At 44.4% G+C, this 23,358-nt stretch carries 21 protein-coding genes; 2 read left to right on the forward strand and 19 right to left on the reverse strand.

What is annotated here, in order from left to right; all coding sequences use genetic code 11:
* Nucleotides 1–18 precede the first annotated feature (18 nt).
* The 12 genes from BMW45_RS26070 to BMW45_RS26125 form a co-directional block, all read right to left on the reverse strand.
* Complete coding sequence (locus tag BMW45_RS26070; protein WP_092250768.1) at nucleotides 19–1,635, reverse strand: response regulator transcription factor; 1,617 nt, start codon at nucleotides 1,633–1,635, stop codon at nucleotides 19–21.
* 68 nt (nucleotides 1,636–1,703) lie between these two features.
* Complete coding sequence (locus BMW45_RS26075; RefSeq protein ID WP_092250771.1) at nucleotides 1,704–2,345, reverse strand: precorrin-8X methylmutase; 642 nt, start codon at nucleotides 2,343–2,345, stop codon at nucleotides 1,704–1,706.
* Between the two features lie 152 nt (nucleotides 2,346–2,497).
* Nucleotides 2,498–4,036 (reverse strand): cobyric acid synthase, encoded by a 1,539-nt coding sequence (locus tag BMW45_RS26080; RefSeq protein ID WP_092250774.1) that lies wholly within the window; start codon nucleotides 4,034–4,036, stop codon nucleotides 2,498–2,500.
* 4 nt (nucleotides 4,037–4,040) lie between these two features.
* Nucleotides 4,041–5,129 carry a pyridoxal phosphate-dependent aminotransferase gene (locus BMW45_RS26085; RefSeq protein WP_092250777.1) on the reverse strand — a complete coding sequence of 363 codons (1,089 nt, stop codon included), beginning with the start codon at nucleotides 5,127–5,129 and terminating at the stop codon, nucleotides 4,041–4,043.
* 33 nt (nucleotides 5,130–5,162) lie between these two features.
* The gene (cbiB, locus tag BMW45_RS26090; RefSeq protein ID WP_092250780.1) at nucleotides 5,163–6,158 is read right to left on the reverse strand and encodes an adenosylcobinamide-phosphate synthase CbiB; all 996 of its coding nucleotides are present in this window, start codon (nucleotides 6,156–6,158) and stop codon (nucleotides 5,163–5,165) included.
* Between the two features lie 23 nt (nucleotides 6,159–6,181).
* Nucleotides 6,182–6,616 carry a bifunctional adenosylcobinamide kinase/adenosylcobinamide-phosphate guanylyltransferase gene (locus BMW45_RS26095; RefSeq protein ID WP_092250783.1) on the reverse strand — a complete coding sequence of 145 codons (435 nt, stop codon included), beginning with the start codon at nucleotides 6,614–6,616 and terminating at the stop codon, nucleotides 6,182–6,184.
* Between the two features lie 47 nt (nucleotides 6,617–6,663).
* The gene (locus tag BMW45_RS26100) at nucleotides 6,664–7,431 is read right to left on the reverse strand and encodes an adenosylcobinamide-GDP ribazoletransferase (RefSeq protein WP_092250786.1); all 768 of its coding nucleotides are present in this window, start codon (nucleotides 7,429–7,431) and stop codon (nucleotides 6,664–6,666) included.
* 196 nt (nucleotides 7,432–7,627) lie between these two features.
* Nucleotides 7,628–8,539, reverse strand: a complete 912-nt coding sequence (locus BMW45_RS26105; protein WP_092250789.1) for a sugar phosphate isomerase/epimerase family protein — start codon at nucleotides 8,537–8,539, stop codon at nucleotides 7,628–7,630.
* Nucleotides 8,536–9,834: an MFS transporter gene (locus BMW45_RS26110; protein ID WP_092250792.1), complete on the reverse strand. Its 1,299-nt coding sequence runs from the start codon at nucleotides 9,832–9,834 to the stop codon at nucleotides 8,536–8,538. Before BMW45_RS26110 ends, BMW45_RS26105 begins: the two co-directional genes overlap by 4 nt.
* Nucleotides 9,835–9,860: 26 nt before the next feature.
* Nucleotides 9,861–10,691: a carbohydrate ABC transporter permease gene (locus BMW45_RS26115; protein WP_092250795.1), complete on the reverse strand. Its 831-nt coding sequence runs from the start codon at nucleotides 10,689–10,691 to the stop codon at nucleotides 9,861–9,863.
* Nucleotides 10,688–11,584 (reverse strand): carbohydrate ABC transporter permease, encoded by an 897-nt coding sequence (locus BMW45_RS26120; protein WP_092250798.1) that lies wholly within the window; start codon nucleotides 11,582–11,584, stop codon nucleotides 10,688–10,690. Before BMW45_RS26120 ends, BMW45_RS26115 begins: the two co-directional genes overlap by 4 nt.
* Nucleotides 11,585–11,693: 109 nt before the next feature.
* On the reverse strand, nucleotides 11,694–13,007 hold the full coding sequence (locus BMW45_RS26125) for an ABC transporter substrate-binding protein (protein WP_092250801.1): 1,314 nt from the start codon (nucleotides 13,005–13,007) through the stop codon (nucleotides 11,694–11,696).
* A 230-nt stretch (nucleotides 13,008–13,237) separates the two neighbouring features.
* Here BMW45_RS26125 and BMW45_RS26130 point away from each other — a divergent pair, with 230 nt between their 5' ends.
* A complete protein-coding gene (locus tag BMW45_RS26130) occupies nucleotides 13,238–14,869 on the forward strand; it encodes a sensor histidine kinase (protein ID WP_092250804.1) in 1,632 nt (543 codons plus the stop codon).
* A 32-nt stretch (nucleotides 14,870–14,901) separates the two neighbouring features.
* Nucleotides 14,902–16,434 (forward strand): response regulator transcription factor, encoded by a 1,533-nt coding sequence (locus BMW45_RS26135; protein WP_092250807.1) that lies wholly within the window; start codon nucleotides 14,902–14,904, stop codon nucleotides 16,432–16,434.
* Here the strand turns inward: BMW45_RS26135 and BMW45_RS26140 are convergent.
* From BMW45_RS26140 to BMW45_RS26165, 7 genes are all read right to left on the reverse strand, one after another.
* Entirely contained in the window at nucleotides 16,416–17,741 is a 1,326-nt protein-coding gene (locus BMW45_RS26140; RefSeq protein ID WP_092250811.1) for an MATE family efflux transporter, read from the reverse strand. The genes BMW45_RS26135 and BMW45_RS26140 overlap by 19 nt on opposite strands.
* 195 nt (nucleotides 17,742–17,936) lie before the next feature.
* On the reverse strand, nucleotides 17,937–18,089 hold the full coding sequence (locus BMW45_RS28180) for a hypothetical protein (protein WP_157724404.1): 153 nt from the start codon (nucleotides 18,087–18,089) through the stop codon (nucleotides 17,937–17,939).
* A 49-nt stretch (nucleotides 18,090–18,138) separates the two neighbouring features.
* Nucleotides 18,139–19,275, reverse strand: a complete 1,137-nt coding sequence (locus tag BMW45_RS26145; protein ID WP_092250814.1) for a sodium ion-translocating decarboxylase subunit beta — start codon at nucleotides 19,273–19,275, stop codon at nucleotides 18,139–18,141.
* Between the two features lie 314 nt (nucleotides 19,276–19,589).
* Nucleotides 19,590–20,786 (reverse strand): [FeFe] hydrogenase H-cluster maturation GTPase HydF, encoded by a 1,197-nt coding sequence (hydF, locus tag BMW45_RS26150; protein WP_092250817.1) that lies wholly within the window; start codon nucleotides 20,784–20,786, stop codon nucleotides 19,590–19,592.
* Between the two features lie 85 nt (nucleotides 20,787–20,871).
* A complete protein-coding gene (gene hydG, locus BMW45_RS26155; RefSeq protein WP_207649155.1) occupies nucleotides 20,872–22,287 on the reverse strand; it encodes a [FeFe] hydrogenase H-cluster radical SAM maturase HydG in 1,416 nt (471 codons plus the stop codon).
* Between the two features lie 103 nt (nucleotides 22,288–22,390).
* Nucleotides 22,391–22,642 carry a TM1266 family iron-only hydrogenase system putative regulator gene (locus BMW45_RS26160; protein WP_025233559.1) on the reverse strand — a complete coding sequence of 84 codons (252 nt, stop codon included), beginning with the start codon at nucleotides 22,640–22,642 and terminating at the stop codon, nucleotides 22,391–22,393.
* 247 nt (nucleotides 22,643–22,889) lie between these two features.
* On the reverse strand, nucleotides 22,890–23,324 hold the full coding sequence (locus tag BMW45_RS26165) for a MarR family winged helix-turn-helix transcriptional regulator (protein WP_025233560.1): 435 nt from the start codon (nucleotides 23,322–23,324) through the stop codon (nucleotides 22,890–22,892).
* Nucleotides 23,325–23,358 lie beyond the last annotated feature (34 nt).

Below are 23,358 nucleotides of genomic sequence, written 5' to 3' on the forward strand. Positions count from 1 at the left end.
ACCCGGAGGGTGTTTCCATTACCTGGCTCCGCGGAATTTAGTCGGTGATACTCCGAATTTTTTCTTAAATACATAGCTGAAATAGTTTTGTTCCTGATATCCCACCTTCGCTGCCACCACATAGGTCTTATCGTCGGTTTTGTTAAGCAGTTCTACTGCCTTATTCAGACGGATATCTGTCAGATAGGCGATGTAAGCCTGTCCGGTTTCTTTTTTAAACATGGTAGAAAAATATGCCGGGCTCATATGAAGGTGGCGGCAAATCATTTCCACAGACAAATCAGGATTCTGGTAGTGGTCCATAATATACTGCTTTGCTTCCTGGATTACCTGGCGTGTGGTGAAATCACGCTCCTGGTTAATGAACTGGTTCATTTTCCCTGCAATCTTAAAAAGCCACTGGCCAAATTCCTCTTTCTTCTTTGTCCTATCAAAGATTTCCATGCCCTTTAGCTCTCCGCCCATAATATCCTCAAGGGCCAGGTCATACTGCTGCATCATCTGAAGGACGCTGTTTAATACACCGAACATGTAAACCTGCTGCTGGCGGTAATGGACTTTTGCGGATTCCATCTTTTCAATGATCCTGGAAACCGCTGCTTCGATCTTTTCGTCGGGGCCGAATTTTATGGCTGAGATTAAATCCGCTTCTGTTACACTATCAAATTCCAGCTTTCCTACTCCCACCGGCTCCATATCATTGATGTAAATGGTGGTCCCTCTTCCTGCTATAGCTTTATAGCCTAGAGCGTCAATGGAAGACTGATAAGCTTCTCTAAAACCGGTCATCTCCCGGAAGCTTTTGCCGATGCCCATGGAGACCGGGACCTCCAGAATCCGCTTTGTTTCCTTGCAGATATCCCCCAGTACATCGATCAGCCCTGTGGTAGAGTTGTCATCATCAAGAGCAACGATCACCACCATTTCCGCCTCTGAAACAGACTGGAAAAGAGCAAACCGGCAATAACCCTCTAATTTTTCCCTTACAATCTGCATGACGGATATGGGGATGAGTTCCTCCTCATTGTGAAGGGACAGAGTTTCCCTGACCTCCCCCTTTTCCACATCAATGGCTACGATGATCCATTTCCTTGCACCCATGACAGGCACCCCATACTCCCTAAGCTTTTGTTCCACCAGCTCTTCCGGAAGATTTTTGTGTACCAGATCATTAAAAAACTGCTCCCTGATGATGGGAAGGCTTTTCCGGTAATTCTCCCGAAGACGGATTAGATTCCTTTTTTCTTCTATTTCCTGATCCAGATTCCCCTTGATCCTTTTTAATATGGAGGTCAGTTCTTCCACATTGACCGGCTTTAAGATGTACTCCGTCACATTCAGCTTGATTGCCCTCTGGGCATATTCAAAATCATCATAGCCGGAAAAAATCACCACCTTCATGGAAGGATACCGCTGCCGTACCTTTTCTGCAAGTGCCAGGCCATCCATGTATGGCATCCGGATATCCGTTAAAACCACGTCAGGTTCCAAAATCTCGATCTTTTCCATGGCATCTTCCCCGTTTTCCGCATCTCCCACCACCCGGAATCCGGCTGCCTGCCATTCGATCTTTTTTATAATGCTTTTACGTACTTCTTCTTCGTCATCTACTAAAATTATGCTGTATAAGTCCATGCTGTTCTTCCCCTCTAATAATCCTGTCGGGTATACTTAAAACCCAAAACCATGGGCAATAAACCAGGTTACTGCTGCTGTATCTGATAAAGCAGGGCATTAACGATTGCCGCTGCCACATTGCTTCCTCCCTTTCTTCCCCTGGCCACAATATAGGGGATATCAGAAAGGGTCATGATCATTTCCTTAGACTGTACCACATTGACAAAGCCCACCGGAACGCCGATGATCAGCCGGGGATGGATTTTCCCTTCCTTTATTAATTCATAAAGGCGCACTAAAGCTGTGGGGGCGTTTCCTACTGCAAAAATACAATTCTCCGAAAGCTCTGCTGCCTTATCCATGCTGGCACAGGCCCGGGTGGTATGGTGAAGCTTTGCGTATTCTGCAACATCCTCATCGGCCATAAAGCAGCTGACGCTGCAGCCATTGCGTTTTAAGGCACCCTTATTAATGCCGGCCATTCCCATATTCGTATCCGTAATGATCCGCACGCCTTCCTTTAATGCCCGGATCCCTTCCTGTACGGCGTGGGGAGAAAATACCAGATTATCCGCATATTCAAAATCGGCGGTGGTATGAATCACCCGTTTGATCACCAATTCACATTCCGGATCAAGGACTTTTTCTCCAAGCTCCATGGTGATCAGTTCAAAACTTCTCTTCTCTATTTCCTCGGGAAGTACCCGCTCCAGTTCTTTAAGCTCCATCTGTTTCTCCTTGTTTCTCTTTGTTTCTCCTTATAAGTCCGCAGTGCCGCTCGCAAAACCTGCGGTTTTGCGAGCTCACGGGCATTCGCCCTTTGAAATAGGCCATGACAAGATTTTCTTATGTGCAAGCACAACGAAAATCTTCTCCTGTCCTATTTCACACTGCTCATTGCTTTCGTGAACATTATCCCATAGATCCGTTCCATGTCAAGGCTGTCCCTTAGCAGGGCGGCCAGCCGTTCATATTGCTCTTCTTTATATTCCTGGTAGTTAAAACTGCCATCCAGATCCAGGGTAATGCCCTTCTTCTTTGCAAGAGCTTCTACAATGGTCATTGCAATTCCTTCTTTATCAAAGAAGCCATGGATATAAGTACCGTATACATTTCCCCTCTGGCAGCCGTCCATTTTCGCTAGGTGGGAACCGGACTGGCATTCCATGACATAGGCAAGAGGCGGTACGGATCTGGTGGTTTCTCCCATGTGGATTTCATACCCTTCCACCTCGATACCTGACAGTTCCTCAAATATCCCTCCTACGCTGGTACAGGAGCCTGCCACTCTTGTTCTTGTCTTTTCCTTTCCAAACACAGTACGGACGGGCAGAAGCCCCATTCCTCGGACCGGCAGGACAGCCCCATCCGTTTCCATTTGGAAGGGATCGGATATGCTTTCTCCAAGCATCTGAAAGCCACCGCAGATGCCAAATACCGGAACCTCTCTCGCCTGAAGCTTAAGGATTGCAGCCTCCAGGCCGCTCTCCCGCATCCAAAGTAGATCCTGGACGGTATTTTTACTGCCAGGCAGAATGACCAGATCCGGATTTGAAAGATCAGAAACTCGGTCCACATATCTCAGGCTTACCCATGGTATCGTAGAAAAAACCTGAAAATCCGTGAAGTTGGAGATTCTTGGCAAACGGATCACGGCGATTTCCACTGCAGTCCGGTCCGTTCTAACGGTTCCTGCCAGATGGTCTCCAAGACTGTCCTCCTCTTCCAGATCCACATCCATATATGGAACCACACCGGCAACCGGGATGGAAAGCTGTTTTTCAATCATTTCTAACCCCGGGTCCAGAATTGTCTTGTCTCCCCGGAATTTATTGACGATCAGGCCTTTGATCCTGGTTCTTTCATCTGGCTCCAAAAGCATTACGGTTCCGTAAAGCTGTGCGAACACTCCTCCCCGGTCGATATCTCCTACTAAAAGAACCGGCGCATCCGCCATTTTTGCCATACCCATATTTACGATATCATCCTGCTTTAAATTAATCTCCGCCGGACTTCCGGCTCCTTCTATGACAATAATATCGTACTCCTCTGAAAGCTTTTGGAATGCCCGTTCTATCTCTGGCACCAGCTCTTTTTTGTATGCAAAATACTCTCTGGCTGGCATATTGCCAATAGATATGCCATTTACAATAACCTGGGACCCAATATCATTGGTCGGCTTTAACAGGATGGGATTCATGGCTGCCTCTGGCTTAACTCCTGCCGCTTCCGCCTGAACCGCCTGGGCCCTGCCCATCTCAAGCCCTTCCTCCGTAATATAGGAATTTAGGGCCATGTTCTGGGATTTAAAAGGGGCCACCCGGTAGCCATCCTGTTTAAAGATCCGGCATAAACCGGCCGCAATCAGGCTTTTCCCTGCATTGGACATGGTTCCCTGTATCATGATCGTCTTTGCCATACGGTTATTTCCCTTCTGTCACTATGGATTTTAATATGGAAAGAAACTCTTCATTTTCTTTCCTCTGCTTTACACAGATGCGGTAATAGGTATCATCAAGTCCTCTGTAATTGGAACAGGAACGTATCAGAACTTTCCGGTCCAGAAGCTGTTTATAAAGAAGCTTCTCTTTTGCAAGAGCCTCTGGTCTTAAATCCCGGAAAAAAATATAATTGGCCATGGAATCAAAAACCAGAAAACCAAGGGAAGAAAGGGCTGATTTTAGGTATTCCCTTTCACAGGTGATCTCCTGTCTTGTCCTTTTCACGTATTCTGTCTCCAATAGGGCCGCCTCTCCTGCCGCCTGGGCGAGACTGGAAACGCTCCAGGGCTGACGTATGAGATTCATCTGGTCCAGGACCTCTTTTCCAGTGCATAACCCATAGCCCAGGCGCAGACCGGCCATAGCATACAGCTTTGTAAATGCCTTTAAAAGGAAGACATTCTCATAACCGCCGTCTCCTATGAGATCAAGGACCGAATATCTCTCAGGCTCCTGTAAAAATTCATTAAAACATTCATCTATTACGCAAAAGATCCCGCGGTCCCTGGAGTATTTAAGAATCCCTTCCATCGCTTCCTTCTCTACGGCATATCCGGTGGGATTATTGGGGTTGCATAAAAACAGCATTTGAACATCAATCCTGTTTTTCTCCAGCCAGTCGATCAATTCTTTTTCAGATAGCCGGAACCCGTGTTCTTCTTTTAAACAATAGTGCACGATGCTGCAGGAAGAGGCCTTAAGGGCCTGTTCATATTCAAGAAAAGAAGGGGCGATCAGCAGGGCATTTTTCGGCTTTAATGCCTGTACGACCTGAAAGATTAAATCTGCTGCTCCGTTTCCGCAGATAATGTTCTCTGCCGAAACGCCGTGAAACCCTGCCAGTTCCTTCCGAAGCCTCATGGATTGGCTGTCAGGATAGAAGGAACAACTATCTGCCGCTTTATAAAGAGCCGCTTTTACTCCAAGGGGAAGCCCCAGGGGATTTATGTTAGCTGAATAGTCCATTGTTACGTTGTTGGTGTATATATCACCGCCATGCTGGTATACCATATTATTATTCTCCTGATCAAACGATTGATTATTCTAAAAAACTATAAGGAACAGCAAGAATACAGGGATCAGGGCTAACACATAGGTAACTGTCATGAGGCAATTGGCTCTGGGGATATCCTCGTATTCCACCGGTCTTACCGCATCTCCAATGGTAGGCTTTTCATAAAGCTTTCCAAAATAACAGGCATTTCCCGCCAGCTGGATCTGCAGCGCTCCTGCACAGACCGCCTCTGTCTGGGCTGAATTAGGACTTTTGTGATTGAAGCGGTCCCTCTTAAATATTACCAGGCCATTCCTGCCGCTGTATGGGTTCCTCTTTTTCCTGATTCCATAAAAAAGCTGGCACACATATCCTGCCCCTATCATTAGGGCTGCGGATAGCCGGGCCGGTATGAAATTACAGGCATCATCAAGCTTTGCTGCTGCCCGCCCGAACCAGAGATACCGATCATTTTTATAGCCCACCATGGAATCCATAGTGTTTACTGCTTTGTATAAATACACTCCCACTCCTCCAAAAAGAGCCATGAAGAGCAAAGGGGCAATGATTCCATCCGAAGTGTTTTCCGCTACGGTTTCCACCGCTGCTTTTGTGATCCCTTCTTCCGACAATACTTTCGTATCGCGGCCTACAATCATGGATACGGCCTGCCTGGCTCCTTCCACATCTCCATTGGAAAAGGCCTTATGGACTTTCATGCTTTCTTCCCGTAGGGAACGCCAAGCCATCATCTGACCACACATTATACTTTCTATAAGAAACCCTACATAGGGGGAAAAGAAATAGGAAGTCCAGAGAATTGCCCCGGATACGGTACCAGTGATTAATAGCACAAGGATCACCAGCCATAAACCGGCTCTTCTTTCCCCCACTTCTCCTTTAGGAAACATTTCCCTTAGCTTTTTCTCCAGCCAGCTTATGAGAGAGCCTATGCCGCAGACCGGATGCCAAAGCCAGCGGGGATCTCCAAAGCACAGGTCCAGAAAGCATCCTGTTAGCACTGCTGCTAAATGTAATCGTATCATTCTTTTATTTCCTGACCTTCTGTCTATTTAATCCTAGTTTCAATGCCACACACCATGCGGTAAACTTCCTTAGAAGTCCGGGCTAATCTTACAGAGGACCTTCCCGAAACTTCTCTCCAATCTCTGTCTTCCGGGTCAAGAGGCACGATACCGCAACCAAGTTCATTGGAGGTAATAATAACATTGGGATTTTGTTCCTCAATCGCATCAATAAATACTTCAACGCTTTTTCCTTCTTTTAAAAGACGCCTTATATACTCATGAAGACCATGGATGATTGGGAATTTCATGGCAGCTTCAAAGCTGTCCCTACTGCCTTCTGCAATCTCATACTCTTCCTTTTTTCCTTTTTTATACACGAATGAATCAAGCGGATTCGTTATTTTATCAGCACTCTTTGCCAGCTCCAAGGCAAATGCCAGCTTCCCTTGCCATGCTCCGCCAATAATTAATATCATATCTCCTCTTTCCTGCCCACGTTTTCTGGGCAATGCACATCCCGCTTTTATAAAGACATCAGATGAGAAACCACAGCCAGCCCCGCCACAAGAGCCAATTCACATATCTGCAGAAAATATCCTGCCAAATCGCCGGTAATTCCACCGAATTCCTTCTTTGCCATAGCATAATAATACCAATAAACAAGAATGGAAACGAAAAGAGTCATGACGGCTGGTATCGTTCCTCCCAAATACCATATCCCCCATTCTGCCGCAGCCAGATACAAAATCATAGTAATTGCCACGGTCCGTTTCTGTGCAGCACCAGAAAAAGAAGCCGCCAGTCCGCTCTCCTTAGCCATTGGGAATGTAACGACTGACAGGCCGCTTAATGCCCTTGTAACTACGAATATTATGGAATAGGCCGGGATCATGGCCGGACTCATTTCTAAAAAGGCGGTCAGATAGAGTATCAGATAGACGCAGCATCCGATGATGGCAAAAGCGCCTGTATGGGGATCCTTTAATATCTCAAGCTTTTTCTTCCTGTCCCCATGAGAGGATTTTGCATCAATCACATCCAGAAATCCATCCATATGAATGCCTCCTGTAATCAGGATCGGAATTACTACCGGGAGAATCTGCCCGAAATGACGGAAGCCAAGGGCATCGCAGCCCCGAAAAACTGCAAATTCCAGCAAACCGATGACTGCCCCGATAAGGGGGAAAAAACACATGACATATTTCATCCGCTCCTTTGTCCATTCCATCTGGGGCATTGGAATACGGGAATACATAGAAAACGCAATTACTAAACTGCCAAATAAATTCATATTCCTCCTCCTCATAATGCTTGAACCAGGCAACACGCCTGAAACATAAAATTATCATATCACAGAATAGGAAAAATGTCATTTCCATTCAAAAGTACAATCTTTGTTTTTACAAAATATTAATTATACTTAAAGAGAAACGCTGCAAAATAAAACAGCGTTTCTCTTTAAGTTTTAATATATGTACACATAGTAATTATATTCCGGTATACTGATTTCCTTTCGCTTTCCAATACATGCCGGTAAGCTTATCTCCCGCTTCATATGCTTTCTTCAGGAACCCTTCCATATTTTCATCATAGCACATTAATTCCAGAACCAGGGGCAGCTCATACGTTGTTGTGGCAACTGCTGTCATGACCTCCTGCCAATTAATATTACCGTCCCCTGGAACCTGATGGAAATCAGCAGAACCGCTGTTATCATGAATGTGGATTGCATACAGGTGGTCTTTGTACCGATGAATTATATCGGTCATCTTCCTGCCCCATACCATGTTCGCATGCCCTGTATCCAGGCAAAAGCCCATAAACTGCGATGGATACCTGGCAAAGAGTCTGTCCAGCTGATCCAGCTCATACCGCTCCGGCATATCAAACAGATTCTCAATACAGATGCGTACTCCCTTATGAGTACAATAAGGCTGAAGCTCATCAAAGGATTGGAATACTTGTTGATAAAAATGCTCTTCTGCCTCCGGCTTCTCCTGTATCGTAAAATGAGGGACATACAAATGGAGAACGATCTCTTCTGCACCCATGCACGCCGCCAAATCAACCCGGTTCTTAATCAACTCTACTCCTGCTTTTCTGTTATACTCCACATCAGAAGTATAGTCCTTGCGGTAATGCCCATCAATCAGATTTACATTCCGCTTAGACCCCTTGGATGCATGGAGGGCTTTTGCCTTCATCCCGTATTGATCCAGCCATTCCTTAATCTGCTCCATCTCATAAGAGGAATAAATATAATCTCCATCCCATTCAAAACACCAGTGGATATGGGTAAAGCCTGCCTGTGATATTTTATATAATATTTCATCAATTTTTTCAATCTGGGAAAATTCTCCAGCAAAATCTGTTGCTATCGCCAACTGTAAGGTACTCATATTCTCTCCTTTCCATCGCCTGCTACGGCACATATTGATCCTTTTCTTTCCATTTTTATAAATAATAAGCAGAGCAGGCCTGCCAAAACCGTCACCACCAGCCATACATATATGGTAGTCTGCCACCCCCGGTACTCTACCATAAGTCCAATGGTAAAAGTTGAAATTGCCGTTCCCAAATATGCCATCGCATTCAGGAAACCGGATACCCCAGACACACGTCCGTACCGCAAGAACCGTAATGGGTAAATATTAACCACCAGCGTATTCACTGCCATCATGGAAGCCGTAATCATTGCCAGGATGCATGCCGTTATAACCGGAAAGAGGTTTCCTGCCGTACATAACAGAAGCAATCCTGCTGCAGCCCATGTAAAAAAGAATAATATAGATAATCCTATCCTCTCCCCTGTCTTGTGGTAGGCAAATCTGGCCAGGTATGCCCCCGATAAATTGATGACCGGCAGTATGGAGGTAAGCAAAACGGAAAAGGAAGCTGCTATTCCAAAGGAGTCACTGATATAAGTAGGCACCCAGGTAGTCACACCGTCCTTTAACATACCATGCACCATAATTGGTATCAGAAGTGTCAGGATACCGGAAGTTGCCATCAGTTTTCCAAAGGAGATTTGAACCGGTGCTTCCTCTTGTTTGTTCTTTTCTTTAATTCCATCATCTTGTGGAGAATCGTTTTCAGCATGGCGGCATACATCCCAAAAACCGATACTCCACAAGATGGAGGCTGCTGCCAACAGGATTGCCGCTGCAATAAATACTCCAGGCCAGGCGGCAACAGCCAGAACTCCAGCAGACAGCAGATATGCAATCAGGGTTCCTATGATCTGTGACGAAACGATATTCACACTACAGTTCACCCGATCTTCACCCTGAAGCATTTCTGCGAAAATGCGGATAATAGGCGCCCAGATCATTGCCTGAAAATATCCGTTGGCTCCCCAGGACAATGCCATCCATATGGCGCTATGGCTGATGCTCATAGCCACATTGGCAAGTCCGGAGCAAAACAGCCACACAAATATCATCCGCTTGGGATTAACCCGGTCCCCCAAAAACCCATTGATCATCTGCCCCGTTCCGTAGGCAAAAAAATAAACCATGCTGATGAATCCGGCCTGAGACGCGGTCAGGAACCGCTCTGAGATGATTTGAGCCATGGCAGAAGAATAATTCAACCTTCCGATATACGATACACAATATACCAGCCAGCATAGCAGGAATAATCTTCTGACATACTTTCTCTTCCTGATTTTACACAATACCTTTTCTCTATCCATATCCACTCCTTCATTCCCGGCGGCCTCTAGCCTTTCACCGCACCGTTAGTCAAGCCGCCAATGATCTTTTTCTGCATAAACACATAAAATACCATAATCGGCAGCATGGACAGTAAAAAAGCTGCAAAAATCATTGGATAGTTAATAGCATGTGTCATCTTGAAGTTATATTGGAACAGAGTAAGAGTCCAGTAATCTGGCGACTTATTTAAGGAAAGCAGAGGGAGGAGGAAGTCATTCCAGTACCAAAGTCCGTTTTTGATCAATACCGTTGCCGTCATGGGGCTTAGAAGGGGGAAGACTATATGGATATAAATCTTCCAGGTCGACGCTCCATCAATATACGCCGCTTCTTCCAGTTCCATGGGGATGCCTTGTATGAAGGCCACATAAAGGAAAACACCTTCACATACCGCGCTTGATATGTATACGATGATCAGTCCGGGGATATTCAGCATATCCATCACTGACATAACTTTAATTAACGGAAGCATCTTTACCGTAAACGGTACGAAAATACCTGCCAGTAAAAAGAAATATAGATATTTATAATATCCTTTTTCCCACATGTTCCTGGCAATTGCATAGGATACCATGGGTATAACAGCTATTGTCCCAAGGGAAGCAAACACCGTAATCACCAAGGTATTTAAGACAGTCCTGGGATAACCAGAATTCGTTACAATCGCTTTAAAATTATCAAAATTAAATCGCTTTGGTAAAGCAAAAAAACTTTGGCTCAATTCCTGAGGCGTCTTCATGGAGGTTATTACCGTTAAATAGACCGGATATGCGATTATAATAACGCCCATGATCAGAAAGAGATACAATACCGTACTATTCAATTTCCTGCTCATCCCTCTTCCTCCTGATATACACTTTTCTTATTGCTGAAAGCGATCTGTAAAAATGAAATGAAACAAATAATTACGGTCACTACCACAGCTTCTGCAATACCCAGGGAGAAGTTAACCTCCTTAAAGCCATGATTATAGATCAGCAGCGCCGTACTTTCCGTTGCACCGCCGGGTCCTCCGTTTGTTAAAGCAACAATATAATCATATATTGTCAAACCGTCCTTAATCACCAATACCATAACAACAGTAAGTACGGGAAGCAAAAAAGGAAAGGTAATGAATTTGAATATATCCCATCTTCTGGCACCGTCAAGGGAAGCTGATTCTACAAGCTCCTGAGGAACATTCTGCAAGCCTGCCATTAATAAAACCGTGGGGATCGCAATTCCCTGCCATACATTGGTGATCAGGACCGCAAAAATTGCCAATTTAGAACTGGACAGCAGACTCCTGCTCAGCCATTCACAATGAAGCAGCTGTCCGATCTGGGGCAGGACCTGGAAAAATACCTCGTTAAATATAAGGCCTACCGTCAGCATACTGACAACCGCCGGGAAAAAGTATGCTCCCCGAAAGAAATCCTTTGCCTTGATTTTACTGTTTAAGATAAGAGCCATGGCCAGGCTGAGTCCAACGATACTTACGACTAACAAAATCGTATATTTGAAATTAAACCAAATTGCATTCTGAAAGCGGCTGCTTAACAGCACTCTGATATAATTCTTTATTCCAACAAACTGATAATTACTGGTCAATCCGTTCCAATCGGTCAAGCTATAATAGATTCCCGCACCTACTGGATAGATAAAAAAGAGAATGTATAATACCGTTGCCGGAACAGAAAAAGCAAACATTGTAATATTTCTCTCAGTCATCCCTTTCCTTTTTTTCATATATCCTTCTACCTTTCTAAAAAATGGCTACTGTAAGTACTCCGCTACAATAGCCATTTTATTTTTGGCAAGCATCCGGCCTGTCGATACTGCCCGCTACTATCTGCTGTTATTGGCCCGCATATTTTTCCTTACAGATTCGATCCGTCTCCTTAAGGAAATTGTCTGTATTCTTGTCTGAGATAAGCTGCTGCACATATACAGACCATTCAGAACGCCATCCCGATGGCCAGAAGTTCACCATGGTCAGGAAGGTATTCCCGCTGTCAATGACTTCCTTGATGCCCTTTAAAGGTTCTATATTATAATTTACACCTTTGATTACTGGAGGGGTTCCTTCTTCATCCGCTACCATTTGATAGATTTCCGGCCTTGATAAGAATTCAATGAATGCTTTTGCCTCTTTCTGATGAGAGGTCTTGCTGGATACGCCATAAGCAATATCCACATTGATTGGAGTCTTATAGTCATCTCTTACCGGACTGGGATAGGGAATTAAGGTGAAGTTCAAATCAGGGTTGTTTTGCTGAATTACGGTGTATTTAGCCGTTATTGCAATAAACATTGGAATCTTCCCGTTTGCAAAATCAGCAACACACTGTTCAATGCCATAGGACAGGGTATCTCCTGCATATTCCCTGGTTTTTAGCATTGCCTTGGCAAGCTCCTTAAAATAGGGCTTATCCTCATCGCTGAAGGAGGCCTGGGTCGTTCCTACATTCTCTGTGTCTGTATATACATCATTTTTAATAATACCGACGATTCTTTCTCCTTCCTGTGCCAGATAGCCGGGATCTTTATCTACAAAAGTAAAAGGCGTGATTCCTTTTGACTGAAAGGCTTCACATACAGCAATCAATTCACTCCAAGTGGCGGGCAATTTCAAACCTGCTTCTTCAAACATGGTCTTGTTGCAATAAATGCCGAACGAATTCAAAGCAAAGGGCATTGCATATATCTTACCGTTCCAGGTAGAGAATTGCAGCGCACTGTCCGATGCCCTGTTCAACCACTCCTCATTGGTCAATTCTGTATACACCCCATCATCCATCATGGTGTGATAGGCTGTCTCTGCAGGGTATACGGACATGATATCAGGAACATCCCCAGTAGAAACTCTGGTGAATAATACCGTCTCTGCATCTGCAGGTGCTGTCTGCTTTATTACCACATTAGGGTATTCTTCTTCAAATTTTTCAATAACTTTATTAAATACCGCTTCTCCTTCGACCTTACAATTGAAAAATTCCAGCTCCACCTTTCCATCAGCTGAAGCCGCTTTTCCATTTCCCCCAATGGTACCGGCAGCTCCTCCCTCAGCCTTATTGCTTTGTTCCGCAGTCTGGCTGGCCAGACCGCATCCGACCAGAGTCAGCGCCATTAGCATAGTCCCCAGCCCGACACCCAATACTTTCTTTTTCATAAGAAACCTCCTTTAAACTCTTGGTATTTTCGTTTGTGTGTTCATTATAGAGGATTCTTTCATAATATGCTTGCCATATCTTCTGAACTTATTGCCATATCTTCTGAACTATTAAAGTGCGCTCTGCTTCCCAGCCTTTCTATGATATAATAAATATACAAAAAAGGCAGATTCCGAGACCTTCCTGGATAATCTGCCCCTTAGGAAACCAAAGAAGAAAGGACACCGCCATGATGAAAAAATCGGATTTTCAACTTTCTTTCCCGAAGATGAACAATCAGCTGAAGCTGATGCTGATTCTGGAAGCTATCGTACTCATGGGTGCATACATCATTATCACGGGTGCGTACCAGAATCTGGAACGGCATAAGACCGAAGAAGCGGTAAGGCAGCTAAACGGTACCTTGATGACCAATATCGAACATACCGCCAATGCCTTGGACACACTTACCAAATCCCTGATCAGCAGTGAAGCCTACGAGGTGTCCCCTTCTCTTTGGAGCTATTTAAAATCCCGTGCAAGACAAAAAGAAAATCCAGGGAGGGTGGATGGATTATTTATAGAAAAATATTATCAGCTGACCATCTTATTTCCTCAGTTAAACTGTCTCTTCCTGTTTCGTCCGGAAGGGGATCTGATGAGCTACAAATACAACGACCAGAAATACCACCTGCTGCAGGAATTACCCGAAAGCGACTGGGTCACCACCCTGAAGGAGAACAGGGGAGCCCTTTCTTTTATCACCCAAAAAGAAGCAGAGGACTTGGGATACCAGGTGAATAACAGGCTCTTGTTTGCCGGACGGGTTTTGAATAACATCAGCGCTTCCAGACCGGTGGCCATTATTTTAGCTGGTATTAACATCTCAGACCTTCAGTATGATTTTAAATACAATAAATTATTTGATTCCCAGCAGTTTGCCTGTTTTGATGCCAATAAAAAGCTGCTATTTTCCTCCGACGGATTTGAGGATATTACCTGGCAGGACATACAGTCCCCTAGGGTCGAAGATCCCTATGCATATTACCTGACTGCCAATGATAATCATACTTTATACAGCGTCATCGTTACGGATAAAAAGGATATCACCCAGTCTTCTTCCTTCCTGCGTCCTGTCTTTCTGATGATCATCCTGGTTATTTTCTTATCCAATCTTCTGCTGTCCTGGATGATAACTAAGCGGGTCATAAAATCCTACGGGGAAATGACAAAACAGGTATACCAAAAGAACCTGGCAGAAAAGGATTTAAATCTGCAGATGCTGCGATCGCAGATCAATCCCCATTTTTTGTACAATACTCTGGACCGGATGCGGATGGCCTCACTCAATGCCAACTACCCCCATTTGGCGACTATGTGTGAACTGCTGGCAAAGATTCTCCGCTTTGGCGTCTCTGAGTCTAATAAACTGGTGACCGTAGAAGAGGAACATGCCCATTTAGAGGAATACATCCGTTTAATCAAGTTAAGCTATGCCAATGTGTCCATCAGCACCAGCATGGATCCTGAAATCCTTTCCTACCGAATGCTTAAGCTGTTACTGCAGCCGTTGGTAGAAAACAGCATTAACCACGGTATTATTGATGATGCTTCCAATGGTTCAATTCAAATATGGGGATATGAAAAAGACGGAGAATTGATTTTCACAGTTTCAGATAATGGAAATGGAATGGATGAAGAACACCTTGCCCTGCTGCGGGATTATCTGGAGGATAAGAATACCGCTTTTCACAGCATCGGTTTAAAAAATATCCGAAAACGAATTCAGCTCTATTACGGAAAAGAGTATGATTTATACATTGACAGCCGGCTTCACCAGGGCACAACCGTAACAATTAAAATTCCAGTCGTAAAAGAATAAATTGTTTGAGCAGAAAGTGATAGGAGGCGCATATGACAAGCAATTATATTTTAATCGTAGATGATGATCCGGATATTCTGGAGGGACTTACCCATGCGGTAGAAAAGGAATTTGAAAACAAGCTAAACGTACTAAGCTGCAGAAACGGGGTTATCGCGGCTGATATCTTAAGATGCAATACCATTGATATCCTGATTACCGACATAAAGATGCCGGTTATGAACGGGATTGAATTGCTGGACTTTATCAAGCAGCATCATATCACCTGCAAAAGTGTTGTCTTAAGCAGCTATGACGATTTTAATCTGGTAAGGGATGTCCTTCGTCTGGGTGCAGCCGATTATCTTTTAAAACCAGTTGATTTTCCGGTTCTGTATCAGCTCTTGTACCGCTTGCTGGCTCAGGTCATGTCAGCGCAGAGCAGCTCTCCCGGACGCAACTATCCCATTAACATGCAGCAATTACTGGAGTCTTATCTTCAGAAACCCATGCAAAAGACCGCGAATATGCTTGCATTTGAAGAAAAGTATTCCCTGATCCCCGACTCTGCCTGTATCATCGGATGCATTAAGCTGGATGCGGTTTATTCCGGAAAGCTTTTTCAGCTTCAGGAAGGTCTGCGTGAGGACCTTTATCACTGTCTTAACCGGTCCCATATCCAATACCGAACTATCGTAACAGGGGAAATGGCCTCCTGCTTTGTATTTATGCTGTTTTCCGATACGGATATCCCCAACTGCCTGGACAGCCTGCATTCTTTTGGGGAGTATCTGGCTGACCAGGGCTATAAGTTTAAGTTCAGTAAACGATATGTCACCTTCCACCAGTGCTCCGATGGGTTTAAGGATTGCCTCACCTGGTTTGAATTCGGCTATTATGACCTTCCCTATACCCCTGCTTATGAAGGTTGTACTGCTGAGGATATCTTAAAGTTTATCCATCAGGCAACAAATTCCCTGTCGGTTTATGACATGAAGAGTACCCTGCATTATCTCCGCCTTTTCTTTGCCGCCATCAATCATCTGAAGCCGCCGGTAAAAGAGACTAAAAAAATACTAAATAACACTATCTATTCATTGATCCGGCTGAATCCAAAATTTATTGAGCCGGTCAGCGGACTTAAATTCAGTGAACATGATCTGTTCAGCCAAATCGAGAATGCTCCTTCCCTTTCAATTCTGGAAAAAGAATTATACTGTTCCCTGAATCATCTGGTTGAAATAGTTTTGCATTCCCTTCAAAATAAGGAGGACTGCATCATTGAAAAGGCAAAATCCTACATCGAAAGAAACTACAATGAATGCATCAGCCTGGAAGATGTGGCAGCTCATGTTTATATGAATAAAAGCTATTTTTCCTCCTTTTTTAAAAGCAAGGCCGGCCTCACTTACCGTGATTATCTTCGCAATTACCGCATAGAAAAATCCATTTGCCTCATTGTGGAAAGCAATATGAAAATCTATGAGATAGCCCAGGCGGTTGGTTATAATGATTCCGCGCATTTTATCCGTGCCTTCAAGGAGGTAACCGGAAAAAGTCCCGGTGATTATAAGGTATCCTTATAAACATCCGTCCTCTTTTTCCAAAACACTAATACCATACCAAGAACACTTACCAATCCTTCTGTCATAACAAATGCCAGCCATACCCCTGTCATTCCCCAAATCCGGCTCAGCATAAGCACCATGGGAACAAGAACCACACACCCCCGCGCCACAGAAATAATAAAAGCATTCAGCCCACGCTCGGCAGCGCTTAAATACATGCATACAATTATATTGATTCCCGCAAAGAAAAAACCGGCGAAGTAGATCCTGAGCCCCTCCCTGGCAAGAAGAACAATTGCTGCATTCTGCTCACTGTTAAACACATTGATCATTTGATCCGAACAGAAAAATACCAGTGAATAAATTGCTGACGCTATTGCCAGGGAGGTGATAACCGCATATTGAAGCAGTTTTTTTATAATATTACCATTCCCTGAGCCATAAGCCTTGCTGATTAACGGCTGTATTCCCTGTGCGATTCCCGTAAATACAGAGATTCCTACCAACGCTATATTGGCCACAATCCCATAGGATGCAACCCCTAAGTTTCCCTCCAGCCCCAGGATGACCAGATTAAAGGTGATCAAAACAATCGCCGAAGACACCTCCGTAATAAATGCGGCCATACCCAGACCAAAAATATCGCGGACAGCCTTCCACTGAATTTTGCTTTGCAACCACCGGAGACTGCTCTTCCCCTGTATAAAGTTGGCAGATAAAACCACAAGACTGATGACAGGTGCCAGACCGGTGGCAAAGGCTGCACCAAACATCCCCAGCCCCAGCGGAAACATAAATACATAGTCCAAAATTATATTGGATAGGCTTCCTGTCAGCATTGCAATCATCGACAACTTAGGATTATTGTCATTTCTCACAAATGCCAGCATGACATTGTTCAGGATAAAAAACGGAGCAAAGTAGAGTATGGTGCTTAAATATGCCTTAGTCAGTGGCAATGTAGCTGCGTCGGCTCCCAATAATATAGCCAGAGTCCCGGTGCCCAGGACTCCTGTGATTGCAAACAGCACTCCCGCCAGAATTCCTAACTTTAAACTGGTGGTAAAAACGGTATTTATCCGTTTCCCCCCATTCTGGGATTTCAGAATGCTGTAGCGGGTAGCACCTCCTATACCGATCATCAATCCAGTACCATTAATCAGGCTGTAAATCCCAATTGAAAAATTCAGTGCTGCCAGGCCTGCAGCGCCCAGTGCCTTTGATACAAAAAAGGTGTCTGCCAGGATATAGCAGGATAGCCCGATCATCCCCGAAATATTAAGGCTCACATACTTGGTGTAGTCTTTTAAGACAGATTGTTCCATCTCATATCCTCCTTTGAACATAAAAAAGGTGTTCTTAAAATATTCCTTCTACGACCTAACGGAATATTTCAGAACACCTTAAAATTCTTTACCCGGTGGCAAAGAACAGGTTATTTATTTAAAACCAGAGTTATCATAATATAGTTTTGACTATTTGTCAATCCTTTGTAATTTTAACCCTATCTTTATGATATTTCATACATTACTTTGCTCATCCTTTTTATCCAAAATGTTTTTTTCAAACCACTGAAATGCCATAATAAGCAGTGTGATAATGATGATAACGATAAATATACTGAACATTCCCTTCCACATGATGTCCAGGGACAAAAGAAATTTATCAAGCATAACTGGCTCCTTTCTATCCGATAGCCGAATTTCCATTGGCGGATACTGGTCATAATAAGGTGGTCAAAAGGTTTAAGACAATTCCGCCTGCCAAAACAGAGGCAATCTGGCCGGAAACATTTGCCCCGATGGCATGCATCAGCAAATGATTGGTGGGGTCTTCTTTTATGGACATCTTCTGAACAACGCGGGCTGACATAGGGAAAGCGGAAATACCGGCTGCGCCTATCATAGGATTGATCTTGTTCTTACGGAATAAATTGATGAGCTTGGCAAACAGCACTCCTCCTATGGTGTCGAATACAAATGCCACAAGGCCAAGGACGAGAATAACAAGGGTCTGCCAGGTTACAAAGGCTTCCGCTCTCATGCTGAAGGAAACAGTAATGCCCAGCAGCAGGGTGACCAGATTGGCAAGAATATTCTGTGCCGCATCTGATAAGCTGTGCAAAACGCCGCATTCTCTTAACAGATTTCCGAACATCAGAAAGCCCACCAGGGAAACGGACTGGGGTGCTACAAATCCTGCAATCATGGTGACTGCAATTGGGAAAATAATTCGGATCCTTTTGGATACGGATACTGGATTATAAGGCATCCGGATCAAGCGCTCCTTTTTGGTGGTAACCAGCCGAATAGCAAATGGCTGGACCAAAGGAACCAGAGCCATATAGGAATAAGCCGCCACCGCAATTGGCCCGATGTAATTTGATTTGAGTATCTGGGATACCAGAATAGAAGTCGGCCCGTCAGCAGCACCGATAATACCTATGGAAGCCGCGTCTCTAAGGTCAAATCCAAGTAAAACAGCTATAGATATCGTTAAAAAGATACCAAATTGGGCCGCTGCACCAAACAGCATCATGATGGGATTGGATAACAAAGGCCCAAAATCGATCATGGCCCCGATCCCGATAAATAAAAGAAGAGGCAGCGCTTCTGAGGCTTCGATCCCGGATTCAAACAGCCACTGGATAATACCATGAGTATTTCCTATGCCGGGCAGCGTCTGATCGATCACGCCGGACAGGGGCAGATTGACCAGTATCGCCCCAAATCCCATGGGAAGAAGAAGCGAAGGCTCGTACCCTTTTTTAATAGCAAGATAGATCAGCAAAAATCCGACGAGATACATGATTAACTGAGGAACGGTTACAGAGGTAAGACCTGACAGCAAAAAATTCATATTAAATCTCCCTTCATGCTAGTGCTCTTTTGTATCGGTGAGGTCATCATATACAATCAAAAAGACAAGACTCGGCCCTAAAATTAGGACACAGGTCTTGTCTTTTCAAATTAAACCAGAACATTGCTGTTCAGGATGTTGATTTAACTGCATGCTGATAACTTAGAAGGCCTTTTTTAGCCGGCGCATGCTGACTACTCCCCCATATCTGATTGACTTTACCATATCATAAATATAGCCATAAGTCAATGTTGTCAGGAACTTTTATGACCTCTTAACACATATAAATACGGGAAAAGAAAAGCTATCTCCAGTTAAGGCAGCAGCTCTTCCAAATCAGGAAGCAATTTTAAGCTCCTTTTTAAAATTCCCTTCATATAAGCGATTGCAATTCCATAATTGGTAAATGGTACACCGGCATCTGACGCACACTTTCTTCGGTATTCTATCTCCCTTTCATTTAACATGCAGCCGCCGCAGTGGAGGATCAGCTTATAGGCTGACAAGTCTTCCGGAAATTCCCGTCCGGAGGAAGTTTCTATGAGAAGCTCTTTTCCTGTATACTGCCGAAGCCAGCGGGGAAGCTTTACGGTACCAATGTCATCACACTGTCTGTGATGGGTACAACCTTCTGAGATCAGGATCCTGTCCCCATCCATTAAATCTCCAATGGCCCCCACTCCCTTTACCGCATCCTCTAAAAAGCCTTTATACCTGGCCAGAAGGATAGAAAACGAGGTGAGAAGAATCTCTTCCGGTGTATCCTTACTTACCTGCTCAAAGACCTGGCTGTCCGTAATGACAAGGGCCGGTCTGGTTCCCAGCCTTTTAAGAGTTTCCTTTAATTCCGTTTCACGCACTGCCACCGATATGGCACCGGCCTCCAGGATATCCCGGATCACCTGCTGCTGGGGCAGGATGAGGCGGCCTTTTGGCGCCGCCTTGTCAATGGGGATCACCAGTACCACCAGGTCGAATGGATTCAGCAAATCTCCTACGATCCTCATTTTTGTATCCCCGGTGTTTACAAGGCTTCCGATCCTTTCCTTTAATTCGTGGATGAACAGGCTCTTAAAAGCACTGACAGAAAGTCCGTCATCATAGGCCTGTGGTCCGGTCAGATCACACTTATTATAAGCAACCACATATGGAATCTTCTTTTCCTTAAACAAAAGAATCAATTCTTCATCTGTTTTTGTCTTTCCAACAGCCCCATCTACAACTAAGACTGCGCAATCAGCCCGGTTTAAAATCTGCTTTGTTTTCCTTACCCGCATCTCACCCAGAGCGCCTTCATCGTCAAACCCCGGCGTATCAATGATAACCACCGGTCCCATGGGAAGAAGCTCCATGGATTTGTAAACAGGGTCCGTGGTAGTCCCTTTCACTTCCGATACAACGGACAGCTCCTGCCCTGTCACTGCATTGACAACGCTTGATTTTCCTGCATTGCGGCGGCCAAAAAAGCCGATATGCACCCGCTCAGAGGATGGTGTTTCATTAAGTCCCATGCCTGTCACCTCTCCCTACTGTCAATTTTTGCAATGGCAGCGAGCCAAAGCCAAGCTTACTTTGCCCTGGCAACTGCCTGTTTGATCAAAAACGGAAATCCCTGATACCTTTTTCTATTTTCTGCAAATGATCTTCACAGATCAAACGAACCTTTTCCTTTGGAATATGGTTCAGCTCCGCTGCGATCAGGGCCTCACCAACTTTTTTTGTATCCTCGGAAGCATAATCCATCAAATATTCTTTTAGTGTCATCAGGGCATTGGGCTGGCAGCAGTTCTGGATCTGGCCGCTTTTGCAAAGACTCATAAAACGGTCTCCCGTACGCCCCTCCCTGTAACAGGCGGTACAGAAGGAAGGAATATAGCCCATATCCATGAGCCAATGGACCACCTCATCAAGGGAGCGCTGGTCGGATACGTCAAACTGCTCCGTATCTGTGGGACGGATGTCCTCCTGGTAACCGCCAACGCTGGTTCTGGAACCGCCGCTGATCTGGGATACCCCCAAACGGATCACCTTTTCTCTTACCTTCTGACTTTCCCTGGTTGAAATGATCATTCCGGTATAAGGAACCGAAATCCGGATCAAAGCACAGATCTTTGCAAATATCTCATCATCGATCCCATTATCAAAAGCACCAGGATCAATATCATCGGCTTTCTTGATACGGGGAACGCTAATGGTATGAGGTCCTACTCCATGAACTGCCTCCAGATGCTCCGCGTGCATCAGAAGTCCTGCAAATTCATACTGGTACAGCTCAAGACCAAAAAGAACGCCCAGGCCTACATCATCAATCCCGCCCTCCATGGCCCGGTCCATGGCCTCTGTATGATAGGAATAATTATGCTTGGGGCCTGTTGGATGAAGCTTCTCATAGCTCTCTTTATGGTAAGTTTCCTGAAAGAGAATATAGGTCCCGATCTCTGCCTCTTTTAACTTCTGGTAATTCTCTACCGTAGTTGCCGCAATATTTATGTTGACCCGGCGGATGGCGCCGTTTTTGTGCTTGATGGAATATATGGTTTTGACGCAATCCAGGATGTACTCGATGGGATTATTCACAGGATCCTCACCTGCTTCAATGGCAAGGCGTTTATGTCCCATATCCTGAAGGGCAATGACTTCCTTCTCCACTTCTTCCAGGGTCAGTTTTTTCCTGGCAATGTGCTTGTTTTTTAAGTGGTAAGGACAGTAGGTACAGCCATTTACACAGTAATTAGAAAGATAAAGAGGGGCAAACATGACGATGCGGCTTCCGTAGAAATCCTTTTTGATCTGTTCCGCCAGATCATAGACTTCCTGTATTTTCTCCGGAATGTCACAGGCAAGGAGGACAGATGCCTCCCGGTGGGTCAGGCCTTTTGCCAGCCTTGCCTTTGCAATGATCTGGTCGATCAGATCTACATTGGCTTTGTTTTTCTCCGCATAATCAAGAGTTTCAAGAATTTCTTCGTGGGAAATGAATTCTTCCGCTTTCAGCGATTTTGGATCATACATTTTAATTCTTCCTTTCTTTAGGGTCAGCATTTGCTTTTCCGTCAGTGGTTTATTAATTTTACAGGTATTGCCCTGGAAAAAACTGTTTCATTTCTAATCTTACTTAACCTTTCACACCCTGATAGGCCGTCTTGGAGCTGACTCCCTTTAATTTCCCGATCTTACCGGTCAGTGCGGAGATGGTGCTCTGAGGCGCATCTACAGCAATGCTTATGATGCTTACCTGCTTTTTCGGATAAGGGATCCCCATGCGGCCAATGATACACTTCCGATATTCATGAAGGATTTCGTTCAGCAGTTCCACAGATTCTTCCTCTTCCACAACGATGCCGATGACGGCGATTCTCGTTTCCATGCTTCTTCCTCCGTTCTTTTATCCTGGCGATAAATGCTTTATAAAAGCAAAAAACCGCGCCATTAAGGCGCGGCAAATCAAAGACTCCTCATATGCCGAACCTTCTACTTCAAACTGCGTTTTTCGTGTCAGGATGCTGCTATGTTTGTATCATAACATATATGAGAAATTTTTTCAATTTGGTTTTATTGTATATTTTAACCTCATTAAGCAGGGTCGCGGATCGGGAATATCCGACTGACTTTTCCTATTTGCTGCCGTCCTCAATATTTATCAGCATTTTGTTAAGCGTTGATTTAAATACATCGAGGTCTTCATGAGATATGCCGTTAAGCACATCCGATTTAAATTTTTCTGCAACATCTAGCATAGCTGTCTCAATTTCTTTGCCGCTATCAGTTAACATTAAAAACTTCATTCTTTTGTCATCGTTACTGCTGATACGATTAACCCAGCCGTATAGCTCCATCTTATCTAATAACCTGACAACACTAGGCTCTTTTAAAGACATTTTATCGGCCAACTGCTTTTGAGTAATCATATTATTATTTTCAATATAATAAAGTGCAATCCATTGGCTTCTTGTTATATTAAAATTATTCAGCCTTTTTTCTAAGGTATCCGCTAAATCCTTTGCCCCTTTACAAGTGACAAAAGCAATGCAATCATCTAAATTAAACATAGTACTCACCATTTGATTTTTTTATTTCATATAT

The organism is Lacrimispora sphenoides (genome assembly GCF_900105215.1).
Lineage (GTDB): Bacteria > Bacillota > Clostridia > Lachnospirales > Lachnospiraceae > Lacrimispora > Lacrimispora sphenoides_A.